The following is a 22,641-nucleotide window of genomic DNA, read 5'->3' on the forward strand; positions in this document are numbered from 1 at the left end:
GAATGCGCCCAAAGCGAGGCATGGGCAAAACTTGCATACCGAAAAAAAGCTATGTGAACGCCCACTGACAGGTCAACTGGCGTGTGATTGTGGCGAGTTGTCGGGTGAGTTGTCCCACGCGTGGTCCGGAACGCCACCGGGACGGATCAAACATCCGTTATCGTTCCGTGATCACTCGGGCGACATCCGATCACACGCTGATCACACTCTGAAGGAATATGACCGCGCACAAAGCAACACCCGGGCGTCGAGGCAAGGGCCCTGCGTGCCGGGCGAAGACCTCCGGACGTCGGGGCGGCGCCCCTGGGCGGCGGGCGAAGAAGAGCGTCGCACGTCGTTGGAAGGGCCCGTTATGGGGAGGGCTGGCGGTGATGGCCGTCGTCGGTGCCGCCGGGCTCGCGGCCGTGGTCTGGGCGCCCGGCGACAGGGAGGAGCTGTCCGCCGACGCCGTGCCCAGCTCATCGCCGAGTGAGTCGGCGAGCGAGTCCGCGAGCGGGTCCGCGGGCGAGTCGGGGAGCCCTTCGCCGAGTACGAGTACGTCGCCCAGTAAGCCACCGAGTACGTCGCCGGACGCCACCCTCAGCGAGTCGCCGACCGAGACACCCGGCAAGTCCCCGAGCACGTCACCCGGTTCGTCCCGGATCGCCATCCCCGAGACCGGGCCGGGGACCTTCACCACGGCATCCGGCACCAGTGCCAAGGCGGGGCAGGGGCGGACCTGGCGCTACCGGGTCGAGGTCGAGAAGGGCCTGGAGCTGTCCGCCGCCGATGTCGCCGAGGAGGTCGAAGGGATCCTGCGTGACCCGCGCGGCTGGACGACGGACGGCAAGTCGGCGTTCCAGCGGGTCTCCGGCGGCGCCACCGACTTCGTCGTCAAGGTCGCGACCCCCGGCACCGTCGACGACATCTGCGGCGAGCTCGGTCTGAACACCCGCGGCGAGTACAACTGCCAGGCCGGCGAGAACGTCATGGTCAACCTCAAGCGCTGGGAACTGGCGACCCCCGTCTACGCCGACGACGTCAAGGCCTACCGCGCCCTGATCATCAACCACGAGGTCGGCCACTTCCTCGGCCACGGCCACGCCGGCTGCCCGGGTGAGGGCGAACCGGCCCCGGCGATGATGCAGCAGATCAAGGGCATGGACGGCTGCGTCCCCAACGTCTGGCCGTACGACGAGCGGGGGCGGTTCCTCACGGGGCCCGCCGTACCCTGAGCCGGAGCGCCCACGCATCAGCACAAGGGCGACAGCCGTACAAGAACGGTCATACGAGAATGGAGTGCCCGTGGCCCGCACAGCCGCCCCCCGCATAGCCCTCGCCACCTACGACCCCGAGCCGGGGGCCACCGTCGACCGGGATCTGCCGGGGCTGGTGGGCGCGCTGCGGGAGGCGGGGGCGGACGCGGTGGCCGTGAGCTGGGACGACCCGGCGGTCGACTGGTCCGGTCATGACCTCGTCGTCATCCGGTCCACCTGGGACTACAGCTGGCGCGCGGCCGAGTTCGCGGCCTGGGTGGAGAAGTGCGGCAACGCCACCCGGCTCGCCAATCCGGCCGAGGTCGTGCGGTGGAACACCGACAAGCGGTACCTGGGGGATCTCACGAAGGCCGGGGTGCCCGTCGTGCCCACGGCCTATCTCGCGCCGGGCGACCCCGTCGACCTTCCTACCGCGCACGAGTACGTCGTGAAACCCACCTCCGGCGCGGGCGCCCGGTTCGCCGCGCGGTACACCCCCGAGCGGCGGGACACCGCCGTACGGCATGTCGAGCGGATGCACGCCGAGGGGCTCACCGCGATGGTGCAGCCCTTCGTGACGAGCATCGACACCGCCGGTGAGCGGGCGCTGCAGTTCTTCGGCGGCCGTCTGCTGCACGCCAGTCGGAAGGGGGCGGTGCTGGCGCCCGGCACGGCGTACGACGCCGACAAGGTCGCCCACCCGGACCTGGTGCCCTGGACCCCGACCGAGGCCGAACTCGCCGTCGCCGAGCGGGCGTTGGCCGCCGTACCCGTGGCCGTACCGGGCGCGTCCGAGCTGCTGTACGCGCGGGTCGACCTCGTCACCGGTGAGGACGGGCAGCCGTGCGTGATGGAGTTGGAGCTCATCGAGCCCAACCTCTTCCTGCGGCTGCACACCGGCTCGCTGCCCCGCGTGGTCGAGGCGATCCTGGCGGCGGCCGGCGCCTCGCGCTGATCCCCGTACCCACCTGGGTACCTCACTCGAAGAGGCGGCAAATTCAGGAAGCCGCCGTTCCGCCCGTGCCCGCCGCCCACCCTTCGTGGTTACAACAGCTCGTACGGGAACCACAACTGAGGGCGTGACCGGGATCGTGTGCGGATCGGAGTCGCGGCGCACTTCCGGCTTCCCGGCGGAGCTGACGAGCTTCGTGGGGCGGCGGGACGAGGCGGCGGATGTCAGGCGGTTGCTGTCGGCGGGGAGACTGCTGACGCTGACCGGACCCGGCGGGGTGGGCAAGACCCGGCTCGCCGGGCATGTGGTGGGGCAGGTCGCGCGGGCCTTCCCGGACGGGGTGTGGCTCGTACCGCTGGCGGCCCTGCGGGACGAGGTGTTCGTCCCGCACGCCGTGAACGACGCGCTAGGCGTGCGCAACGAGACCGTACGGCCGCCGCTGGACATCCTCGTCGAGTACCTGCGGGAGCGGCGGTTGCTCATCGTCCTCGACAACTGCGAGCATCTGCTGCGCAGTTGCGCGGTGCTCGCGGGAACCGTGCTCGCGGCGACCGAGGGGGTACGGATCCTCGCCACCAGCCGGCATCGGCTCGGGCTGGTCGGCGAGCAGCTCTTCGAGGTGCCGCCGCTGCCCGCGCCCGCGGCAGAGGAGCTGGGCCCGTCGGCAGGCGCCTCGGTGGTCGACAGCTTCCCCGCGCTGCGGCTGTTCGCCGACCGGGCGGCGGCCGTGGTCCCCGGCTTCACGGTCGGCGAGGGCAACCAGGAAGCGGTGGCCCGGCTCTGCCGCCGCCTGGACGGCCTGCCGCTCGCCATCGAACTGGCGGCGGTCCGGGTCCGCGCCCTCGGCGTGGACCAGCTCGTCGAACGCCTCGACGACCGCTATCAACTCCTCACCTGCGGCAGCCCCGCCTCCGCACCCCGCCACCGCACCCTCCGCTCCGCCGTCGACTGGAGCCACGAACTGTGCACCCCCCAGGAGCAGTTGGTGTGGGCAAGGCTGTCGGTCTTCGTCGGCGGCTTCGACCTGGCCGCGGCGGAGGCGGTCTGCGGCGGGGACGGAAGGGGAGAGGGCATGGACCCGGTCGACGTGCTGGACGCCGTCGCCGGGCTGGTGGACAAGTCGGTGCTTGTGCGGGAGGAATACGGGGGGCGGGTGCGGTATCGGCTGCTGGTTTCTCTGCGTGACTACGGGCTGGAGAAGCTTCAGGAGTTGGGCGGGGCGACGGAGACGCGGCGGCGGCATCGGGATCACTTTGCGCGGCTGGGGGCCGAGTACGAGCAGGCCTGGTTCGGGCCCGACCAGATGGAGATCACCGAGCGGCTGCGGATCGACCAGGACAACTACCGGGCCGCGCTGGACTTCTGCCTCACCACCCCCGGCGAGGCCCAGCACGGGCTACGGCTGGCCGCCGGTCTGTGGTTCCACTGGGTGGCGTGCGGCATCTGGGGGGAGGGGCGGCACTGGATGGACGGTGCGTTGCTGGCCGGGGCCCGGCCGGACGTGGCGCTGACCCGGGCCCTGTGGGCGGGCGCCCTGATGTCGCTGGTCCACAGCCGCTCGGCCGCCGTCCTGGCCGGCCTCGACCCGGCGTACGCCGCGGCGGCGGCCGACAAGGAACTCCCGGTGCCTGCCCCGCCCCCCGTCCCGGCCGGCGCCCTCGGCCCTGCCCGCGCCCGTACCTGCACCGCCAACTTCGTCGTCCTCACCCGCGTCGAGCTGGCCTGCACCCTCGTCAGCCGGGGCCGCGCGGCGGAGGCGATCCCGCTGTGCGCCGAGGCCGTCGCCCTGTGCGAGGCGCACGGCGAACAGTGGGCCCGGGCCTGGGCGTTGCGCACGCTCGCGCTGGCGCACTGGTCGATGGGGGAGTACGAGCGGGCCGCCGCGCACGCGCGGACCTGTCTGCGGCTGCCGTACACCGTGCGGCAGCACCAGAGTCTCGCCCGCACTCTCGATCTGCTCGCCGCCGCCGAGGCCCTGGCGGGCGAGGCCGAGCGGGCCGCCGTACTGCGCGGCGCGGTCGACCGCATCTGGCACGACATCGGCGGCAACCCCACGGAGTCCCCGCACCCGGGCCGCCGCCCCCGGACCGCCGAACACCACGCCCGCCGCGCCCTCGGCGACCACGTCTACGAACGGGCACACCGGCACGGTGCCGGCCTGTCCGTGGCGGAGGCCGTCGCCTACGCCCTCGGCGAGCGGCCCCACGAGGACACCGCCCCGGCCGTAGGCGGGAACGCCGACCGGACGGCGGTCGTGGGCGAAGGCCCCGGCTCGACCGGCGGCGCCGACGCATCGGCCGCGGCAGCGTCGCACACGGGCTCCGCGCCGCCGGTCGTGCGTGACAACGGCTCGATCCCGGGCAGAAGCCCCGGCTCCGTCCCCGACTCCGCCCCCGGCCCCGGCGGCCCAGAGCCCGTCCCGCTCACCCGGCGCGAACTCCAGGTCGCCGCCCTCGTCGCCCAGGGCCGCACCAACAAGCAGATCGCCGACCACCTCGTCATCGCCCGTCGTACCGCCGAGGGTCATGTCGAGCGCATCCTCGGCAAGCTGGGCTTCCACAACCGCAGTCAGGTGGCGGCCTGGTTCAGCGCGCGGTCGCGGCCGTAGCCGTAGCCGTAGCCGTAGCCGTGGGGACCATCGGGAGCGGGGACGCGGACGGAGAGGGTCGTCGTGGTGCCCTGAGGGGTGGCGTGGAGTTCGAGGCGCCCGGCCAGCGACCGGACGAGGGACCGGGCGAGACGCGGCCCGTGCGCGTCGGGCCGCGCCGCGAGAAGCCCGGGTCCGCTGTCCGTGACCTCACAGCGCAACTCGCCTGCCAGAACACGCAGTTCGATGCACCCGGTTGTCCGCCTCGTTTCCGTCGTCCTCGTCGTCTCCGTACTGCCGTCGTGGGTCACGGAGTGGGCGGCCAGTTCCCAAGCGGCCTGTACGAAGGTGCCGCCTGCGGGGCCGTCCAGTCCGGCCCGTAGGGCACCGTCCGCGATCAGGCTGCGCAGGAGGGGCAGTTCGGCCGCGTCGTACTCCATCCGCAGCAGCCGCTCCCCACACCTACCCCTGGCGATGACCGAACGCCCCACGTCGCTCACCGCGCCCCTTCCCCGCCGTCGTTCCCGCTCTCCCGCTCCTCCTCCACGCTGACCACCAGCTGCGGCACCTCGCCGGCGCCCAGCTGATCAAGGACCAGCCCGAGCAACTCCCCGCAGCGCACGGTGAGTTCGCTGCCGGTCGGCAGTGACGAGGCGAGGCTGATCAGCTGCCAGGCGCAGTGCGCCTCCATGAAGCACAGGTCCCGCAGGTCGAGGACGACGCGACGGGGCCCGGAGTCCTCACGCCGCTCCAGCGCCTCACGTAGGGCCTCGACGAACTCCGTCCGCGTACTCGGCTCCGCTGAGCCGGCGATCCGGCCGCCGTCCGGGCTCTCGGTGACGTCCAGCGCGTCCAGTCGCTCCATGACCCGCAGCGGGTGGACCTTGCCGACATCGGCGGCCATGCCGTCGCCGAACCGCTGCCGGTCGTACCAGCAGATCGCGGTGAACAGCGGGTCCGTGAACAGGGGGGCCACCGACGCCTCGTAGTCCAGCAGCCGGTCCTGGTCGAGGTTCACCCGTGACGCCCAGCTCATGTCGGCGGTGACCCGCAGCCCCGACCAGCCCTCGCTGAAGGCGCGGTCGACCTCCGCCGTGTACGCGTCGATCGTGCGCTGCTCCAGGAACCGCCCGTCCGGGACGTACATCTCCGTGTTGCGCTTGAGTGACAGCTGCCCACTGGCCCGTGCCGTCACGACCTGACCGCCGCCCCGGTCCAGCAGGGAGACGACCTCGTCGTCGCTGAGGTCGTCCGGGTCCATGACCAGCAGGATCTTCTCCCCGCGCGCCAGACTCGTCCGGGTGTACGCCGTGAACACCTTCCACGGCGACTCGCCGTCATCCCCGTCGCCACCAGCCCCCATACAGGCATGATCACCCAGCTGAAGCCGCTCAACAGGCACGGTTCGCTCCGCGGGGTGCCGGCTTGTCATCGGGACGCCTCCCTTTGAGGACTGCGAGGACGAGGACTGCGAGGACTGCGAGGACTCGGGACTCTGCACGGACCGTAGGCCCAGGGACGGTGCCATCGGGCGGATGTTCGCGAATGGCCTACTTGGGTCCGGCTTTGGGGCAAAGATGGACACAGCCGACCGGTCACGTCCATAACCCCGGCCCGCACCAAATAGGGGCGCGGGGCTGTGACATTTGCGGCTCCGCCGCGTGGGCGCGACAAGCCACAAACAACCCGCAGTCGCCGTCATACGCAGGTGATCGAGCTCTCAGGCACCAATGCCGACCCGCTGCAACAGGCCCCATGTGAACTCGGCGACACACTCACGCCGCACCCCCCGCGCATCAGGCGCGACAAACGCCAACCCCCACCGCGTAGGCGCCGTCCCCTCCAACGGCCGAGCGGGCGCGAACGCCCGCGCCACCTCGTCCACCGTGCAGGACCAGGGAACGAGGTCCTCCAGGGAACGCAGCTCAGGCCCGGCCGCCCCCGGCGCCCGCACCAGCCACTCGTTCCACACCACCCCGTTCGGCGAGACCATCACCTCGAACCGAAGATCCGCCCACAACGGCACCGGCCACAACCACGCCTCACACTCCAGGTCACCGATCTTCCGGGGCACGACCGACTCCGGAGCCCCCAGGACCGACCGGTACCGAGACGCGGCGCCCCGCCCCCGCGGGGCTCGCACCATCGCCTGCCACCGCCGGTTCGCCTCCCGCATCTCGGCGATCGACACGCCCAGCTCATGCCGGGCGTCCTCGACGAGCTCCGGATTGTGGTCGGCCATGCGCCGCAGCAGTACCAACTGGAAGTCGAGCGGAGTGAACGGACGTGACGAGGGCCCGGAGGGGCTACCGGATCGCTTCTCGGGAGACATGTGCCCCATCGTGGCGTACCGCGCCGGAGGCGGAGGGCCGCCGCCCGTCCGGAAGGAACAGCACCGAGTTGACATACCGCGGCCCCCCGAACGGCAGCACCCTTCGTAGCAGCCCCCGGGAGGCGACGTACGAGGTCCGGGCCTGGTGGGCCTCCAGAGCGGCCGGATCGAGGGGGAGCCAGGGCCGCCCGGGGAGGACCCAGCCGGCGTAGCCGAAGCCGGCGAGGAGGTCGACGACCGGGGCGATCGGCTGGATACGGGACTCCAGTTCGACGAAGAGCGCAGGCCGATCCCGGACGAGGAGGCCGGACGCGCCCCGCAGGACGGCCAGTTCGTTGCCGTCGACGTCGATCTTGATGAAGCCGACATCGGTAAGGCCGAGCCCGTCCAACGTGACGCACCGGACGTCCAGCGCACGGGCGTGGATGTCCCGCCGGACCAGCGACGACACACCCCGCTCGCCGTCGTCGTGCGGCGGCAGCCAGAGCCGGGCCGTGCCGGGCCGGTCCGACGCGGCGGCCTGGACGACGCGGACGTTGGCGGGGGCCGCCGAGGTGAGCAGCCGGGCCAGCCGGGGCACCGGCTCCACGGTCACCACACGTCCGGCTCGCCTCGACAGTCGCCGCGTCCAGGGGCCGTACCAGCCGCCGACGTCCACGGCCGTACCGCAGTCCGGCGGGCACAGTTCGTCGAGCCGGGCCAGTTCGGGTTCGAAGCGCGGGTAGACGAGCCGGGCGGCCGCGGCGACCAGCCGGTCCGGCAGGAGCGGCGCGAGACGGGCGGCCAGGGTGGTCATGAGCTCATCCTCTTCAGAAGGTTCTCGTGTTCGTCCTCCGTCACCTGCTCGCCCGAGGACGGCAACAGCTGCGGAATGCCGTCGACGATCGGGTAACGCCGGCGCAGGCGGGGGTTGTAGAGCGACTCCGAGGACTCCGACGCCTGCGACGAGTCGCCCGGGCCCTCCTCATGGACCACCAGGTGCAGCGGGCCCTTGTCCAGCGGGCACGCCAGGATCTGGAGCAACGGGTTGTCGGGGTTCATGGCGGAGTCAACTCCTTGGCCGAAACAGGGGATTGGGGCGCCGTCGGCGGCGCCGGTGGGTCGTGCTTGGGCATGCTCAGCAGTACGGCGACCGCCAGCACCGTCCCGGACAGCCGCAGCGCCAGCCGCAGCGGATCGTCCGGCAGCGACTCGCCGAACGAGAGCGTGCCGAGCACGGCCGTGAACAGGCACGTCACCGTCGTACACACCGGCACGATCAGCGAGGCCCGGCACCGTTGCAGCGCCGCCTGCGACATGACCAGCCCGAACGCGCCGGTGAAGAGCAGGAGATACGGGTACGGGGAGCGCAGCACACCGACGACCGCGTCCCCGAGCCCACCCGCCGTCAGATAACTCGACACGCCCTTGATCGCGAGCGAGCTGACCCCGTACAGCAGGCCCACCGCCACGCCGTACTCCACGCCCGTGGTCGGCAGCCGGTGCCGGTGCCGGGCCCGTCGCTCGGCGGAGCGGTACAGCCACACGCCCATCGCCAGCGACGGCAGACAGATCGTCAGGACGAGCGCGTACGGCGCCGCCCGGCTGACCGTGTCGGAGCGCTCGTCCAGCGACAGCACCACCATCAGCAGCGCGGCGAGGATGGCGGCGAGGGCGTACCGCTCGCGGCCCGTCGTCTCCTCGCCGAGCAGCCGCGCGGAGAGGAGGACGAGGAGCACGAGACCCGATACGAAGATGCCCTGCGCGGCGGCGATGGGCAGCGTCCGGTACACGGCGAGCTGCGCCGCGAACCCGGCGGCCAGCGACAGCGAGCCGCCGATCCACAGCGGGCTGCCGAGCACCAGCCGCAGCAGCCGCAGGGGTTCCCGGACGGTCACCTGGGGCAGCGAGCCGAGCGCCCGCTTCTCCAGGACGAATCCGGTGCTGTACAGGGCGTTCGCCAGCAGTGCCGCCGCCACTCCCCACCACATGGTCACGCCCGCTTTCTCGCGTGCAGCAGCAGGATCGACGCGGCCGACGGGGCCGCGCAGGCCAGCCGGTCCAACGGCCGCAGCGGACGCGGTACGCCGTGGAAGGGCGCCCCGCGCAGCCGTACGATCTCGAAGCCCGACGCGGCCACGAACTCCCGTAGCGCGCGGGCCGTGTAGAGCCGGAGATGGCCCACGACCTCCGTCCCGGGGCGGCCGTGGATGCCGCGCAGGCTCACCTCCGAGAACACCGGCTGGACGCCCGCCAGCAGCAGGGCACGGTTGTACCAGGCGGCCAGGTTCGGGGTGGAGAGCATCAGATGGCCGCCCGGCCGCAGGACGCGGCGGATCTCGTCCAGCGCCGAGTCCGGGTCCACGAGATGCTCGACCACCTCGCTGAACAGCACCGCGTCCGCCGAGTCCGGTCCGAACGGCAGCCCGCCGTCGGTCAGTTCACCGCGGATCGCGTACGGGATGCGGGTACGGGCGCGTCTGAGGGCGTCCTGGGACCAGTCGACGCCGATGATCCGGTGGCCGGGGAGCAGGGGCGCGGCGGTGGCGGCCGCGGTGCCGTCGCCGCAGCCGATGTCGAGGACGGTACGGGGGCCGGTGGCGGCGGCCTGGCCCAGGGCCTCGGCCAGCATGCGGGCCTGGGCGAGGCTGCGGGGGGTGCCGGAGGCGACGGGGACGGAGGGGTCCTCGTAGAAGTCCCGAAGTCCCGCTGGAAGAGGGCTGGTTGTCGTGGTCGTCGGCATTACCGGGTGTCCTCTTCCGTCGCGTGCAGGTAGTGCTCGAAGAGGTCGCGGAGGTGGGCGCCGTCGCCGTGGCTGAGCAGGGCGCGGGACCAGCGCAGGGCCAGGTGGAGGCGGCCCGCCGTGGAGGCCGTCGTCACTGTGAGACCGCGGGGCATGCGGGCCGGGGCCGAGAACCACACCGCGTGGGCGCGGCCGGCCTCCTCGCCGAAGTCCAGCGCGTACGGGACGCGGCCGATGTTGCTGAGCAGGGTCGTCGACGTCCACGGGGCCGCCGCCCTGCGCAGGCCCCGGGTGACGGCGGCGCGCCACGCCACGGGGACGATCGGCGCCGTCAACAGGGAGGCGCCGTGGCCCAGTTGAGGGCGGGAGAGGGACTTCAGGGCGCGGGTGCGTTCGGCTGTGCGGCGGAGGAGGGTGGGGAGTGGAGTGTGGGACGGGTCCAACTCGCTTGGGGCGAAGGGGACTTCCACCAGGCGGGTGCCGTTGCCGATGGGCATCTCCGTGTCCCGGGGGCGGTCGTCCACCGGCATCGTGATGCGGAGGGGGCGGGGGCGGGCGCCGTGTTCGCGGTTCCAGTGGGCCAGCATCAGGGCCGTGGTGACCATGAGCTGGTCGTTCACCGTGTACGGGGCGGACTTGGGGCGGCGGGGGACGGGGAGCTCGGTGACGAGCATGCCGTTGCCGGGGGAGGGTTCGGGGGTGCCGGGGGCGACGCGGGCGGGTGGGGTCCAGTTGGAGGGGGTCTCTGTTTCGGGAGGGCTTGGTTCCTGGGTGGTCGTCCTGACCGGGGGTGCGGTGGGGGAGTTGTCCTTGCCGCCGTACAGCTGCGCCGCGGTGGCGAGAATGCGCAGGCAGGCGGGGCCGTCCAGTGCGGTGTGGTTGATGGTGAGGAAGAGGACTGTGCCCTTTGTTTCTGGGCGCCCGAGGGTGTCGCTGGGCGGGGGCGGGTCCGCTGCTCGGCGGTTACGAGGTGCCGCTGCGCCCACCCTCCCCCACTCTCGGCTTCTCCCCCACTCTCGGCTGCGCTCGAGCGGGGGGACCCCCATGAGCGGGGGGACCCCCATCGCCCCAGCGGCACGATTGCCCGCAGCTATGCCAACGCCGACCGCGTCGCTCGCCTCGCTCCCCACCGCCGGCCCCGCCCCCGCCACCACCTCAAGGCGGATCGGCGGGGACAGGGACAGCGGCGGCGCCTCCACCAGCGCCCGAGTCCGCGCGTCCCGCAGCGCATGCGGCCCCGGTGGCGGGAACGTCACCACCTCCACCTCGGGGGCAGCGGTCAGTTCCCACTCGTAGCGGCGGCTGTACCAGTGGAAGGGGGCCTCGCGCATGAGGATGCGGGGGTGGTGGTGGAGGGCCGACGTGAAGGCGGTGCGGAGGCGGTCGGGGTCGAGCCGGCCGGGGAGGTGGACCTCGATGTGGACGGTCTCCGGCTCCTCCTCCTGGAGGCAGTGCCGGGACACCTCGTCGACCACCGGGAACGGGATGCGCACGGGGTCACCCCCATGGGCCGCGCCGTCCCGCGCGGGATGCGACACCGCCGTCATACCGGCTCACCCCTCCCCGCGACGCCGTCGTCGTCGCCCTCCGGCGGCGTCACCTTGAACTTCGGCTTCGTGAACCCGATCCGCTGGGTCGGAGGATCGGATTCCCCTTGCAGGGAGCCGGGCCCCCGCGCGGAGATCGTCGGGCTCGCGACGCGCCCGGTGGTCCGCCGCCGCTGCGGCAACGGCTCCGTCGGCGCCTCCGCCCCCGGCGGTACCTCGAACTCCCACGTGGACCCTGATCGGGTACGTACGGCTTCGCGCCCCACCCCCACACTCACCAGCGCCGCGAACAGCCCGACGAGCGCGAGGAGTTGAGCCACCGGCCCGAACGCCCCCGTGTCCGCCGCCACCGGCTCGCCCGCGCCCATGGCGGCGGCGACACCGGCCCCGGCGAGGGCGAGGAAGGCGATCGGTACGAGCAGGGTGTGCCGTTTCCAGGCGAGGAGGGCCAGGAACGGGACCAGCAGGGCGAAGAGGCCCGCGATCACGATCCCGACGAGGGTGAGCGCGACCGTGCCCAGCCACAGACCGGGGCCCGGCGGCACGGTCCGCGGCGCGTCCGGGTTGGGCTCCTGGCGCCGCCACAGCACCAGACCGACCAGGACCGCGAGGCCGACCCCCGCCCCGATCAGCCCGGCCTCGTAGGTGACGGACGGCTCGTACGACAGCTTGACCGCGCCGCCCGCGCCGCCGGGAATCCGCCAGCCCTGCTGCCAGCCGTCGAGCCGTACGGGGGTGAGTTCGCGGCTGCCCAGCGTGGCCTTCCAGCCGTCGTTGAAGTTCTCGTACGTGGTGAGGTACGAGGCGGCGCCGTCGCCGACGGTCACCTCGCGGCGGTCGCCGAGCCAGTCCCGTATCCGCAGCTCGCGACCGGTGGCCGTGGGTTCGGGGACCGTGCCGCGGGTGAGGGTCACGGCGGTGACGGCGAGGGCGCCGGAGTCCTCGGACTCGAAGCTGTGCCGCTCGGCAGCACCGAGATCCACCTGCCCCGGCGACCGGTCGTTCTGGCAGAGCGTCAGATCGATCGGCCGCCGCTCGACCAGGTCCCGTACCGTCCCCTGCGCACTCGTCTCGTACCGCTTCCCGTCCACCTCGACCACCGGGCCCTCGCCGCACGGGAGGTCGAACTCCCGGGTCGGCGCCGGCTGCGGGGTGCGGTACTGGTCGAGCGCCGGGATGTACGCCTCGGTGAGGCCGACCGGCAGTTGCAGGTCGTCGTCGGCGACCGGGTTGTGGACGGTCAGCGGGGCCGTCTCGGTGATGGTGATGTCGAGACGGTCGGTGTTGATCGGCTCGAAGCGGACCCAGCCGTTCTCGTCGACACCGGCGATGACGGCACCGTCCGGCGAGCTGATCTCGACCTGGGTCGCCCGGGTGGACAGTCCGCCCGCCGGGGCGAGGACGAGCGAGCTGATCGGCCACCTGTCGTTCCAGCTGAGGTGGATCGTCGGCTTGTCGCCCGCGATCCAGGCCGTGGTCAGGTCCCCGTCGGTGAGGTTGCGCGGGGACAGCCCGGCGCCCAGCGCGGCCGTGGAGTCGGCGGTCGCCGTCATCCGGGTCTGCTGGTCCGGCGCGACCTCGTACAGCAGCTTGTCGAGCTCGTCGCCCGGTACGGGTACGGCGGTGGCCTTCACCTCGTACGTCCCGGCGGTGGAGGTGGCGAAGGTGCGGTGCAGCCCGGGTTCCGTGCCCGTGGGGGAGAGCCCGGTGGGGTCGGCGGCCCGGTGCAGGGAGATCGTCTCGGCGGAGGCGGCCGGCGTGTCGGGGTCCTCGGCGTCGACCGGCAGCCGCAGCATCCGGGTCACCTGGACGCCGGGGATGTCGATCTCGGAGAAGCCCGCCCCGACGAGCCCGGCATGCCGCTGGTCCGAGTCGAGGATCGTGATCCTCAGCCAACTTGTGTCGCCCGCAGGGGCGTTGACCGTCTGAGTCGAGCCGTCCGCCCGCAGATTCGTGGAACGCGACCCCCGCTCGGTCTCGACCTTGATCCGTGTGGGCGCCGACCGCACACCATCGGCCGGCAACGGCGTCACCTCGAACGTCGCCGGAACGTCCTGACTCCCCTCGAAGCCGATCCGCAGCCACTGACCGTCCGCCGACCCGGCCGTACCCTCCGCCCACGCCGTGCTCCGGTCCCCGTCGAAGGCGTTGACCGGGTCGTACTGGGGAAGATGGAACAGCCAGTTGCCGCTGGTGGAGGCGGTCACCGAATCCGCGCCCCGCAGCTCGGCCACCGTCTGATGGCTGAGCCCCGTCACCGGCAGGATCTGTTTCGGCTTCTCACCCGGGTCCTGCGCACTCCCGCTCGGATTCCGCTCGTCCGCCGTGTACGTGTACGACGTGTTGGCGTTGACCAGCCCGAACCGGGTGTCCGCGAGGCGCAGCCCGTCACCGACCACCTGCACCGCCGGGGTGCCGAGCCCGGGATGGTTGTCGCCGGTCAGCACGGTGGCCCGGTCGCGCAGCGACGGATCGGCGGCGAGCGGCAGCAGCGACTCGGGACCGCCGGAGACGACGGCGGTGTCGGCGATCGCCTTCAGCCCGGCCTGGCCGGGACGCGGCACGTCCTGGGCCGGCCGGTAGATCTCCACTGCCCGCTGCCGCGCATACAGCCCCTCGACCTGGAGCGGAGTGTCCTCGGCGATCCGGCCGCCGGTCATCAGCGGCCCGAGCCCCTTGACCCGCTCGTACCCGGATTGCTCCAGGGTCCGCTTCACGGTCGTGGTCGGGACCTGGCCGACCTGGTCGGGGTCCAGATCATTGCGTACGACGACGTAGTACAGGCCCGCCCGGCCCAAGTAGTCGGCGAGCCCCGGGACTTCGCCGCCCGTCAGCAACGCCTGCTCGACGGCGTCCATGGCGCGCCGGTTGCCCGGGGTGCCGAAGGGCACGTAGTCACGCTGGGCCCAGCGCGACTCGGCGAGCACGTCGAGCGGCTGGTCGATGGAGGAGCCCCAGGTGTAGATGCCGTGCGCGGTGGCGGGCACGACCAAGGCCCGCGAATCCGGGGATTCTTTCGCCAGGTAATCGGCGGTCGCCTGCCAGTACTTGGGCAGCTCCTGGAACGAACCCGGCTGCAGCACCGACCCGTTGAGGTACGGCCACAGCAGCCCCGGCAGGACGAGTACGGCCGCGACCAGCGGAGCGAACCGCCGCCCCCGCACCCGTCGGGCGCCACGCGGCTGCGCGGCCACCCCCACGAGATGGGCCAGCCCGAGGACGAGTGCGAGGGCCAGCCCCGTCTGGAACTTGTAGATGTTCCGGAAGGGCGCGAGCCCCCCGTTCAGCCAGTCCTGGACCACCCCGTGGAAGGGCGCCCCGAACGAACCCCCGTACCCGGCAAGGGTGATGAGCGCGGCCACCAGCACGGTCAGCGCCAGCCATCGCCGCTCCGGCATGTCCCGCCGGGCCAGGCCGGCGAGCCCCAGCCCCGCCGCGAGCGCCGAGCACACGATCACGATCCCGGAGGCGGCGACGGACCACCCGGCCGGCAGCCAGGCCTCGCCGAAGTGCAGATACCCCACCCAGTTGCCCGCGCCGCGCAACGCCTCGGTGGCCGACATCGTGGCCGTGGTCGTCTGCGAACTCTCCACGTAGGGAAGGAAGTTCTCGCCGTGAATGCCGAGCAGCAACAGCGGGACGACCCACCAGGCGGTCGCCAGGATCACCCCCGGCACCCACCAGGCGATCAGCCTCCGCTGCCGGGCCCCGCGCGGCCGGCTGAGCAGATACAGCCCGACGGGCAACAGCGACGCCAGGGTCGAGGCCGCGTTGACCCCGCCCATGAACGGAATGACGACCGCCGACCGCAGCGCCGCCACCCGCGCGCTGTACCGCTCATTCGTCAGCGGCAACAGCACCCACGGCAGAAAGGCCCCCGGCAGCGCGGCCGCCGAGGTCGACCCGACGACGGTGGTGAAGACGGGCCACAACGCGTACGCGGCAGCGGCGAGCAGCCTCGACGACCGGCTCCCCACCCCCAACCGCTCCGCCAGCCGCAACGCACCCCAGAAAGCCACGGACACGATGAGCGACAGCCACAACCGCTCCGCGAGCCACACCGGCAGCCCGACCAGATCGGTCAGCCCGTAGTACGGCAGCATCGGCCACAAATAGCCGACGTACTGATCCTGGATCCCGCCGAACCCACCCCGGTCATGCCACAACTGACCGAGATCGGCCACGAATTGCCACGGATCGGTCGTCACTCCCAACTTGGTGTCGAAGGTCTGCTGCCCAGGTCGCACCGCGACCAACAACACGAACACCACAGCCCAGAACCCCAGCAGCCAGTGCCGCGACCGAGGCCCCTCGGGAGGTCCCTCGGTCGTGCCCGTCGGCCGTACCGGCGCGGGGGGTGGAGCCTGGACCGTGCTCGTCATGGTGGACACCGCCGGAGAATGAGAAGGAGGTTCCAGGTGGCGAACTCACGCAGCCCCGGCGCCTTCACGACGGTCTCCGCGAGAAACGGCCAGTAGCGGGAACGCGCCGACACGACCGTCACGTCGTCCCGTCCGCGCACCTGCCGCAGAGTGCGTCCGATGTGCACGGCGAAGAGGTTCTCGCCGAGCGTGTGCTTGGCGTCCTTCCCGGTACGCCGCCGATAACGGGCCCGAGCCCGCTCCGCCCCCAGGTAATGCCAGGGCGCCCACTCATGCCCGCCCCAGGGGGACAGCCAGTTCGTGAACGACACGTAGATCAGCCCGCCGGGCCGGGTGACGCGGATGAGTTCACTGAGGAAGGTGGGGGGATCGGCGACGTGCTCCAGCACATTGGAGGAGAAGGTGACGTCCGCGACCCCGTCACCGAGGGGCAACAGATATCCGTCGGCGACTACGGCCCCGTCGGGCGGCTTGCCTCCGAGTTCGCGTAGGTCCGGCTCGAAGAGATAGGCGCGGGCTCCTCGCCGCCGGAACTCCTCGGTGAAGTACCCACTACCGCCGCCGACATCGACGACGGTCAGCCCGTCGACGAGCCCGCCGCTGTATGCCTCGACCTGATCAACGGCATCGCGAGCGAGAAGGGAGTAGCAGTACTCGGGATCGTCCTGCTCACGCAAGAAGGCATGGAAGAGGCTTATGGACCGCCGCAGAGAGGGGTCCTTGAAACCGCCGCTCACATAGGGGCGCGGGGCTGTGACATTTGCGGCTCCGCCGCGCGGGCGCGACCAGCCCCCACGAACCCGCAGCCGCCAACGGTCGGACGCGGCACCCCATTTGGCGCTCACGACCCCCAACCCCGCACCGCTTCCGAGGCCACCGCCCTGAACTGCCGAACCGTATGCCCCCACCGATAATCCGCAGCCCGCTCCCGAGCCGCCTTACCCATGAGCACCCGCCGGTCCGTCGACAACGCCAGCGAACACCACGCCGCAGCGAACGACGACTCCCCCCGAACCAGCACCCCGGTCTCCCCGTCCACAACGGAATCCCGCAACCCAGGCACATCAAAGGCAACGGACGGCGTCTCCCGAACCGCGGCCTCGGTCACAACAAGCCCCCACCCCTCGACAGCCGACGGATGAAGCAGCAACCAAGCCGCACACAACAACCGATGCTTCTCGACCTCGGAAACATGCCCGGCGAACTCGACCCCCGGCCCGGCCAACGCCTCCAACCGCCCACGCTCAGGCCCGTCACCGACGATCACCAACCGCCCGCCAGTAACCGGCCGCACCCGCTCCCACAACCGCAGCAACAGATCGATCCGCTTGTACTCGACCAGCCGCCCCACCGCCACGAACAACGGCTCCGGCGACCGCTCACCCCGCGGCCCGGGTTCCTCGACCCCGTTGTGGACGACCCGTATCCGCTCCCGCTCCACGCCGATCGAGCGGAGCGCGGTCGCGGTGGAGGAGGAGACCGCGACCACGAGGTTGCGACGCTGCGCAGCCGTCAGCGACCAGTGCTCAAGTCTTCGCCCGAGCCGCGCGGCCGGCGCCATCGCTCCACCGAACCGCAACTGCCAAAGATCGGTATGCACATGGTTGACCAGGCACAACGTAGGCCCGTGATGCCACAACGGCGCCAGATACGGCATGCCGTTGCACACCTCGACCAGCAGATCGCAGTCACCGACCTGCCGGGCGAACGCGGTCCTGGCCCGCAGATGATGGCTCAGGTCACCACCCGCCGACACGACCCGGTAGTCACGGTAGGCCGCGGGCCCGCCGCACAGCAGCGTGACCTGGTGACCGAGCCGGGTCAGACCCGTGGCGAGCCGGTCGACGAGGAGCTCGGAGCCCCCCGCCGCCGGGTTACCGAGGTCACGGCGGGCGAGGAAGACGATTCGGCGCGGCGGTGGGGCGCCTGCCGGAAGGTGCCGGACGCCACGCGGAAACGCGTCGACCAGCGAGAACGGCACGTGCTGGGGCATGGGTGCTCCAACTCGTCTCGGGGTGCGGAACTCAGCGGGGACAAAACAGTCGCTGTGAGGGATGTTCCGATCGCGTGTGGGGGGAGGCGGGACGTAGGGCCGATGTGTGGGACGTAGGACCGAGGTGTGGGTGGGCTGTGCTCAGGTGGGGTGGACAGTTTTCGCCGCGTGGTTCGAAGCTGCTACTCACCGACGTGACAATTTCCGGGGTTTGTTGAGCTGACGCCCTGTCACATCGTGATCGGTTCCTGGGATGACTCGGACGTATCGGGTCGCCGCCTCCCGCGCGCGACCAAAACGACACCCGCCGCGGCGAGGACGAAACCGGCCACAGCGGTACCGACCGGAACCGTCTGCCCCACCAGCCGCAGCAGTCCGCTGTCCTTCTCCGCCTGCTCGACCGCGAACTTCTGCGTCGCCGGCGTGAACGCCAGCTTCTCCGCGTCGAGCAGTACCGCCGCGTCCTCGTCCGCCCCCGGCGCCCGCAGGGTGCGGCGCGGCCCGGTCTGCGCGTAGAGCACGCGTCCCGTGCTCTGGTCGACGACGAGTTCGACGCCGTGGTTGGCGTACCACTCCTCGGCGAGCACCTGCGGCCGGTTCGGCTCGTCGACGAGGGCGCCGGGGACGAGCCGGGTGCCGGTCTTGGTGGCCGGGACCTTCGCCGTGAAGCGCATCCCCTCGTAGCCGCGGATCTTCTTGCGGTCCTTGTAGTGGAGCGTCACCGTGGCGCCGAGCGTGTTGTCCCACCAGCGGTAGGAGCGCTCCCGCACGTCGAAGGGGAACTTCAGGTAGGCCTCGCCCTCGATGTACGGCTTCTCGTCGCAGCAGTGCACCGGCCGGTTGGTCTTCCGGTCGCTGACCCAGCGGTGCGGGGTGAAGTCCAGCGCGTCGTGCGGATCGGCCGCCGGGAGCGACTTGTCGGTGTCGACCGTGGTCGTCACGTCCCAGACGGCGGCCCCGCTGCGCTCGCTGTCGGCGACGTCACCGCGTACCCGCTGGGTCACGGTGATCTTCTGGTCCGGCACGGTCTTCACCTGCTCCACGTCGAAGACGTCGCCCGTGCCGGTGTAGACGGCGGTGGTGTCGATGTCGATCGGGTTCACCGCCGCCCGCGGCGTCACATACCACGCGAGCAGCGGCGCGAGCACCAGCAGAAAGGTCCCGAGACCCAGCAGAATTAAAGAGAAAGGTGAGGCTGTACGGCGCATCCGGGCACTCCAGGGGCGTTGGGAGGTGCGACTCGGGTAGGCGTGCGGAGGGTCGATCCCTCCACAGAGCTGTGGAGATCGTGCGCGTGCGAAACGGGGGCACCAGGGCCTGTCGTCAAATTCCCGTCTGCCTCGCGACGCCATGCACGCACTCTCGCCGCACCGGGCATAGACCCAAGTACGTCCAGTACGAGGGTCTATGCCCGGCACGCCGAGAGCACGCACCTGACGCCGCGAGGCCGCCCTTCGGGCGACGACGGGAATTTGACGACAGGCCCTCGACACCCCGCTGGGCCGGGAACCGTAGGCGGACTCTTGACGCAGTGTCAATGCATTGCTGATACTGGGCCGGAGCGAGGTGCGGGGTGCCCTGGGTGGGGACGACCTTTCGACGAAAGGCTGACCTCGCGATGTCCAGACTGCTCGCCGCCACCCTCACGATGGTGGCCGCCGCCGCGCTCGCCGTGGGAGCCGCGCTCGGCATCGTCGCGCTGCTCGAGGCGACCCCGGAACAGCCCAACACCCCGCTCATCACGTACGAGAACACCGGCCAGGAGCGCTGAGAGGTGACCGGGCGCCCGGGAACCGTCACCGTACGCTCCGCCTGGCACGACGTGCCGCGTCCGCAGGTACGGCAGTTCGCCGCGATCGCCATGGCCGAGGCCCCAGCGCTGGCCGACGAGATCCTGCGCGAGATCCGCCGCGAGTACCCGCACCTGCCCGTCGTCCTCGACGACTCCGGCGAGCCGATGGCCCTCATCGGCATCCGCCGCGCGATCGAGGTCTTCGTCCAGCACCTGGAGACCGCCCAGGGCCGGCCGCGCGTTCCCCCGGGCGTCTTCCAGGAGTTCGGCCGCGGCGAGGGCCTGCACGGCCGCAGCCTGGACTCCCTCCAGGCGATCTACCGCCTCGGCGTACGGCTCGCCTGGCGCCGTTTCGCGGAGATCGGCCAGCGCGTGGAGATCCCGCCGCCAGCGATGTACGAGCTCGTCGACGCCGGATACGAGTACCTGGACGGCCTGGTCGACCAGTCCGTTCGCGGCTACGCGGAGGCGGCGGCCCGGCAGGCCGGCGAACGTCTGCGACTGCAACGCCGCCTCATGGAACTCCTCCTCGCCGAGCACCACCGGGGCGACCCCGCCGACGCGCTCACCGAACGCGCCGCCCGCATCGGCTGGCCGCTTCCGGAGAAGGTCGCGGTAGGGGTCCTGTTACGCCCCGCCCGCGAGGCCATGGCCCCGGCCGTCAGCCAGGGCGTTCTGCTCGACATGGAGTACGAGCAGCCGCGCATGGTCGTCCCCGAACCGGACGCCGCCGGCCGCCCCGAACTCCTCCACCGCGCCCTCACCGGCTGGTCCGGCGCGATCGGCCCGCCCGTGCCGCTGGCCGAGGCGGCGAAGTCACTGCGCTGGGCGGAGGCCGCCGTACGCCTGATGGAACGCCGCTTACTCCCCGGCGGCGAGGTCCTGCACTGCACCGAGCACACCGAGGCGCTGGTGCTGTTGCAGCCGGAGGAGCTGATCGACGACCTGGCCTTACGCTGCCTGGCGCCGTTGGCCCACTGCGGCCCCACCCACGGCCGCCGCCTCGCCGAGACCCTCCTCGCCTGGCTGGAGACCCGCGGCGGCGCCCCCGAGGTAGCCACCCGACTCGGTGTACACCCGCAAACGGTCCGCTACCGCCTCCGCCAGATCCGCGAACTCTGGGGCGACGAGATAGACGACCCGGACCGCCGCTTCGAATTGGAACTGGTGCTGAGGGCGCAGCGACTGCGGGGCGAACTGGGAGATCCACGCGGCAGACGCTGACGGACGATGTCCATCCAACGGTCCATGGCCGTACGACGAGCGGCGCCGTTCGCCCTTCGACCTGAGGGCGGTCGTCAGGACGGTCGTCACCGAGGAAGGGACAGAGGTACGGGACTGGCAGGTGGACCGGGCTTCCGTGCGGCCTTCCCTGCGGCCTTCCGCACCTTCGGTGGGCGGCGGGGTTGTTCGTCCCCCAGCTCGAACCACACGCCCTTCCCCGACGCGCCCAGCGACTCCGTCCCCCAGCGGCCGTCCGTGACCGTGTCGACGATCCACATCCCCCGGCCCGATTCGGGGTCGTAGCCCTCAAGCCGGCGCGGGGGCTTCTGGGACTCGTCGTAGACCGTGACCCGTACGGCGTTGCGGAGGCTGTCGGCGTCCAGCAGTAACAGGGTGCCCCGGCCCTCGGTGTGCGCAAAGGAGTTGGTTACCAGTTCGGAGGTGCAGAGCACCGCGTCGTCGATGAGGGCGTCCAGTCTGAGGGTGCGGAGGACTGTGGTCACGAATTCGCGGGCGACGCGGGGGGTGGTGGGGAGGTTCGGGCAGTTGAGCTGGTACTTGGGCATGGCTCATCAACTCCAACTTGCTTGGGGCATGGGTGAGTTGAGGCACGGCGGGGGTCGGCGACACCCAGCGTGCCGGGCACATCACAGAAGGTAGGGCGCAACGTCTACGTGTCGCAACCTCTACGTGAGAACGCCGCCCTGTCGAGTGACCCGTGCCATGCTTGGCCCGGATACTCGTGCAGCAGAAAGGCCAGGGGCAGATACCGATGCCGCAGAGGAGCAACCCCACCCGTCGACAGGAACGCCTCGGTGCCGAGATCCGCAAGATGCGCGAACGCGCCGGGCTCACCGCCCGAGCCGCCGCCCCGCTCATCGGCTCGAACCACATGCAGCAGAGCCATGTTGAGACCGGCCGCAGCGGAATCAGCCCTGACCGCATCCGGCGCCTCGCGGCTCACTGCGCGTGTGACGACCAGGCGTATGTGGATGCGCTGGTTGCCATGGCCACGGAACGGGGCAAGGGCTGGTGGGAGGAGTACCGGGGGATCATCCCTCCTTCAGGGCTCGACCTGGCGGAGGCGGAGTATCACGCGGTGCGCATCCAGACCTTTGAAATGGCGCACATCCCAGGCCTGTTGCAGACCGAGGATCACATGCGGGCAGCGTTCAGATACGGATTGCTGACCTGGCCCCTCCAGGAGCAGGATGCCTTTGTGACGTTCCGGTCACATCGGCAACAAATTCTCTCGGAAGAGCGCGCCACGCCGTACGAAGCGGTGATCCACGAGGCGGCGCTCCGGCTCCGCGTGGGCGGCCGCAAAGCGGCGCAGGCCCAGTTGGAGCGTATCCTCGCCATCTCGGAACTGAACCACGTGACCGTGCGCGTAGTCCCCTTTGACAGCGAGGACTTCGCCGGTGCCGGGTACTCGATGCTGTACATCCACGGGCCCGTGCCTCAACTCGACACCGTGCAGATCGACACAGGCCACGGAGGTGACTTCTTCGACGCCGAGTCGCGGCTGAAGGAGTACCGCCAACGCTACGAACGCGTCTCGACAACAGCCCTGCCCCCGGATGCCTCCCGGGATCTCATCACCCGCATCGCCCACGAACTGTGAAAGGGGCCAACGTGTTCAAGTCTCTCGCCTGGCAGAAGTCGTCCTTCTCGGGGGGCGGCAGCGGCGGCGACAACTGCATCGAGATAGCCCCCTCCCTCACCTCCATACACCTCCGCGAAAGCGACCACCCCACCATCCATCTCACCACCACCCCGGCCCCCCTCCAAGCCCTTCTCGCCACCCTCAAAGCAGGCCCCCTGGGCCGTCGTTGACCTGAAGCGGCCCCTCTCCATCACGTTTGCTGCGGCGGG

The 22,641-nt window shown here is 71.3% G+C and carries 20 protein-coding genes; 7 read left to right on the forward strand and 13 right to left on the reverse strand.

The features are described from left to right. Positions 1 to 371: 371 nt before the first annotated feature. The 3 genes from F3T56_RS13715 to F3T56_RS13725 all read left to right on the forward strand — a co-directional run bounded on the left by F3T56_RS13715 (position 372) and on the right by F3T56_RS13725 (position 4,795). Positions 372 to 1,214, forward strand: coding sequence for a DUF3152 domain-containing protein (locus tag F3T56_RS13715; protein WP_149825455.1), 843 nt, complete (start codon positions 372 to 374; stop codon positions 1,212 to 1,214). A 70-nt stretch (positions 1,215 to 1,284) separates the two neighbouring features. Further along, positions 1,285 to 2,190: an ATP-grasp domain-containing protein gene (locus F3T56_RS13720; RefSeq protein ID WP_149825456.1), complete on the forward strand. Its 906-nt coding sequence runs from the start codon at positions 1,285 to 1,287 to the stop codon at positions 2,188 to 2,190. 124 nt (positions 2,191 to 2,314) lie between these two features. Further along, positions 2,315 to 4,795, forward strand: a complete 2,481-nt coding sequence (locus F3T56_RS13725; protein WP_149825457.1) for a LuxR C-terminal-related transcriptional regulator — start codon at positions 2,315 to 2,317, stop codon at positions 4,793 to 4,795. Here F3T56_RS13725 and F3T56_RS13730 read toward each other — a convergent pair. From F3T56_RS13730 to pgfA, 12 genes are all read right to left on the reverse strand, one after another. Continuing rightward, complete coding sequence (locus F3T56_RS13730) at positions 4,756 to 5,274, reverse strand: ATP-binding protein (protein ID WP_149825458.1); 519 nt, start codon at positions 5,272 to 5,274, stop codon at positions 4,756 to 4,758. The genes F3T56_RS13725 and F3T56_RS13730 overlap by 40 nt on opposite strands. Continuing rightward, positions 5,271 to 6,137: an MEDS domain-containing protein gene (locus F3T56_RS13735; RefSeq protein ID WP_246203608.1), complete on the reverse strand. Its 867-nt coding sequence runs from the start codon at positions 6,135 to 6,137 to the stop codon at positions 5,271 to 5,273. Before F3T56_RS13735 ends, F3T56_RS13730 begins: the two co-directional genes overlap by 4 nt. A 357-nt stretch (positions 6,138 to 6,494) precedes the next feature. Then, positions 6,495 to 7,115 carry a hypothetical protein gene (locus F3T56_RS13740; protein WP_425473570.1) on the reverse strand — a complete coding sequence of 207 codons (621 nt, stop codon included), beginning with the start codon at positions 7,113 to 7,115 and terminating at the stop codon, positions 6,495 to 6,497. After that, positions 7,081 to 7,902 carry an FkbM family methyltransferase gene (locus F3T56_RS13745; RefSeq protein WP_149825461.1) on the reverse strand — a complete coding sequence of 274 codons (822 nt, stop codon included), beginning with the start codon at positions 7,900 to 7,902 and terminating at the stop codon, positions 7,081 to 7,083. The genes F3T56_RS13740 and F3T56_RS13745 overlap by 35 nt, the downstream gene beginning before the upstream one ends. Next, positions 7,899 to 8,147: a Trm112 family protein gene (locus F3T56_RS13750; RefSeq protein ID WP_149825462.1), complete on the reverse strand. Its 249-nt coding sequence runs from the start codon at positions 8,145 to 8,147 to the stop codon at positions 7,899 to 7,901. The genes F3T56_RS13745 and F3T56_RS13750 overlap by 4 nt, the downstream gene beginning before the upstream one ends. Continuing rightward, positions 8,144 to 9,064, reverse strand: a complete 921-nt coding sequence (locus F3T56_RS13755; RefSeq protein WP_149825588.1) for a hypothetical protein — start codon at positions 9,062 to 9,064, stop codon at positions 8,144 to 8,146. Before F3T56_RS13755 ends, F3T56_RS13750 begins: the two co-directional genes overlap by 4 nt. A gap of 14 nt (positions 9,065 to 9,078) precedes the next feature. Then, entirely contained in the window at positions 9,079 to 9,828 is a 750-nt protein-coding gene (locus F3T56_RS13760; RefSeq protein ID WP_149825463.1) for a class I SAM-dependent methyltransferase, read from the reverse strand. Beyond that, the gene (locus tag F3T56_RS13765; RefSeq protein ID WP_149825464.1) at positions 9,828 to 11,375 is read right to left on the reverse strand and encodes a condensation protein; all 1,548 of its coding nucleotides are present in this window, start codon (positions 11,373 to 11,375) and stop codon (positions 9,828 to 9,830) included. The genes F3T56_RS13760 and F3T56_RS13765 overlap by 1 nt, the downstream gene beginning before the upstream one ends. Further along, positions 11,372 to 15,757 (reverse strand): alpha-(1->3)-arabinofuranosyltransferase domain-containing protein, encoded by a 4,386-nt coding sequence (locus tag F3T56_RS13770; RefSeq protein WP_149825590.1) that lies wholly within the window; start codon positions 15,755 to 15,757, stop codon positions 11,372 to 11,374. The genes F3T56_RS13765 and F3T56_RS13770 overlap by 4 nt, the downstream gene beginning before the upstream one ends. Then, positions 15,754 to 16,494, reverse strand: coding sequence for a class I SAM-dependent methyltransferase (locus F3T56_RS13775; protein WP_172638940.1), 741 nt, complete (start codon positions 16,492 to 16,494; stop codon positions 15,754 to 15,756). Before F3T56_RS13775 ends, F3T56_RS13770 begins: the two co-directional genes overlap by 4 nt. Before the next feature lie 104 nt (positions 16,495 to 16,598). Next, positions 16,599 to 17,750, reverse strand: coding sequence for a glycosyltransferase family 4 protein (locus F3T56_RS13785; RefSeq protein WP_149825465.1), 1,152 nt, complete (start codon positions 17,748 to 17,750; stop codon positions 16,599 to 16,601). A gap of 230 nt (positions 17,751 to 17,980) precedes the next feature. After that, a complete protein-coding gene (pgfA, locus tag F3T56_RS13790; protein ID WP_149825466.1) occupies positions 17,981 to 18,958 on the reverse strand; it encodes a cell envelope lipid trafficking protein PgfA in 978 nt (325 codons plus the stop codon). Positions 18,959 to 19,368: 410 nt separating this feature from the next. On the opposite strand from pgfA, the gene F3T56_RS46140 reads away from it, so the two are divergent. Together F3T56_RS46140 and F3T56_RS13800 are read left to right on the forward strand one after the other, a co-directional pair. Next, positions 19,369 to 19,521: a hypothetical protein gene (locus tag F3T56_RS46140; protein ID WP_172638931.1), complete on the forward strand. Its 153-nt coding sequence runs from the start codon at positions 19,369 to 19,371 to the stop codon at positions 19,519 to 19,521. Positions 19,522 to 19,524: 3 nt separating this feature from the next. Next, the gene (locus F3T56_RS13800) at positions 19,525 to 20,766 is read left to right on the forward strand and encodes a PucR-like N-terminal domain-containing protein (protein WP_149825467.1); all 1,242 of its coding nucleotides are present in this window, start codon (positions 19,525 to 19,527) and stop codon (positions 20,764 to 20,766) included. A gap of 86 nt (positions 20,767 to 20,852) precedes the next feature. On the opposite strand, the gene F3T56_RS13805 is transcribed toward F3T56_RS13800, so the two are convergent. After that, positions 20,853 to 21,332: an ATP-binding protein gene (locus F3T56_RS13805; RefSeq protein WP_149825468.1), complete on the reverse strand. Its 480-nt coding sequence runs from the start codon at positions 21,330 to 21,332 to the stop codon at positions 20,853 to 20,855. A 161-nt stretch (positions 21,333 to 21,493) separates the two neighbouring features. Here F3T56_RS13805 and F3T56_RS13810 point away from each other — a divergent pair, with 161 nt between their 5' ends. Beyond that, entirely contained in the window at positions 21,494 to 22,390 is an 897-nt protein-coding gene (locus F3T56_RS13810; protein ID WP_342786924.1) for a helix-turn-helix domain-containing protein, read from the forward strand. Between the two features lie 11 nt (positions 22,391 to 22,401). Beyond that, positions 22,402 to 22,602, forward strand: a complete 201-nt coding sequence (locus tag F3T56_RS13815; protein WP_172638932.1) for a DUF397 domain-containing protein — start codon at positions 22,402 to 22,404, stop codon at positions 22,600 to 22,602. The last annotated feature ends 39 nt before the right edge of the window (positions 22,603 to 22,641 follow it).

Source organism: Streptomyces tailanensis (assembly GCF_008386495.1).
GTDB lineage: Bacteria > Actinomycetota > Actinomycetes > Streptomycetales > Streptomycetaceae > Streptomyces > Streptomyces tailanensis.

Bases quoted from the DNA above. Each gene is read 5' to 3' on its own strand.
- F3T56_RS13785 (WP_149825465.1), bottom strand. From the start codon at position 17,750: ATGCCCCAGCACGTGCCGTTCTCGCTGGTCGACGCGTTTCCGCGTGGC.
- F3T56_RS13760 (WP_149825463.1), bottom strand. From the start codon at position 9,828: ATGCCGACGACCACGACAACCAGCCCTCTTCCAGCGGGACTTCGGGAC.
- F3T56_RS13745 (WP_149825461.1), bottom strand. From the start codon at position 7,902: ATGACCACCCTGGCCGCCCGTCTCGCGCCGCTCCTGCCGGACCGGCTG.
- F3T56_RS13735 (WP_246203608.1), bottom strand. From the start codon at position 6,137: ATGGGGGCTGGTGGCGACGGGGATGACGGCGAGTCGCCGTGGAAGGTG.
- F3T56_RS13715 (WP_149825455.1), top strand. From the start codon at position 372: ATGGCCGTCGTCGGTGCCGCCGGGCTCGCGGCCGTGGTCTGGGCGCCC.
- F3T56_RS13740 (WP_425473570.1), bottom strand. From the start codon at position 7,115: ATGGGGCACATGTCTCCCGAGAAGCGATCCGGTAGCCCCTCCGGGCCC.
- F3T56_RS13770 (WP_149825590.1), bottom strand. From the start codon at position 15,757: ATGACGAGCACGGTCCAGGCTCCACCCCCCGCGCCGGTACGGCCGACG.
- F3T56_RS13765 (WP_149825464.1), bottom strand. From the start codon at position 11,375: ATGACGGCGGTGTCGCATCCCGCGCGGGACGGCGCGGCCCATGGGGGT.
- pgfA (WP_149825466.1), bottom strand. From the start codon at position 18,958: ATGCGCCGTACAGCCTCACCTTTCTCTTTAATTCTGCTGGGTCTCGGG.
- F3T56_RS13805 (WP_149825468.1), bottom strand. From the start codon at position 21,332: ATGCCCAAGTACCAGCTCAACTGCCCGAACCTCCCCACCACCCCCCGC.
- F3T56_RS46140 (WP_172638931.1), top strand. From the start codon at position 19,369: ATGTCCAGACTGCTCGCCGCCACCCTCACGATGGTGGCCGCCGCCGCG.
- F3T56_RS13750 (WP_149825462.1), bottom strand. From the start codon at position 8,147: ATGAACCCCGACAACCCGTTGCTCCAGATCCTGGCGTGCCCGCTGGAC.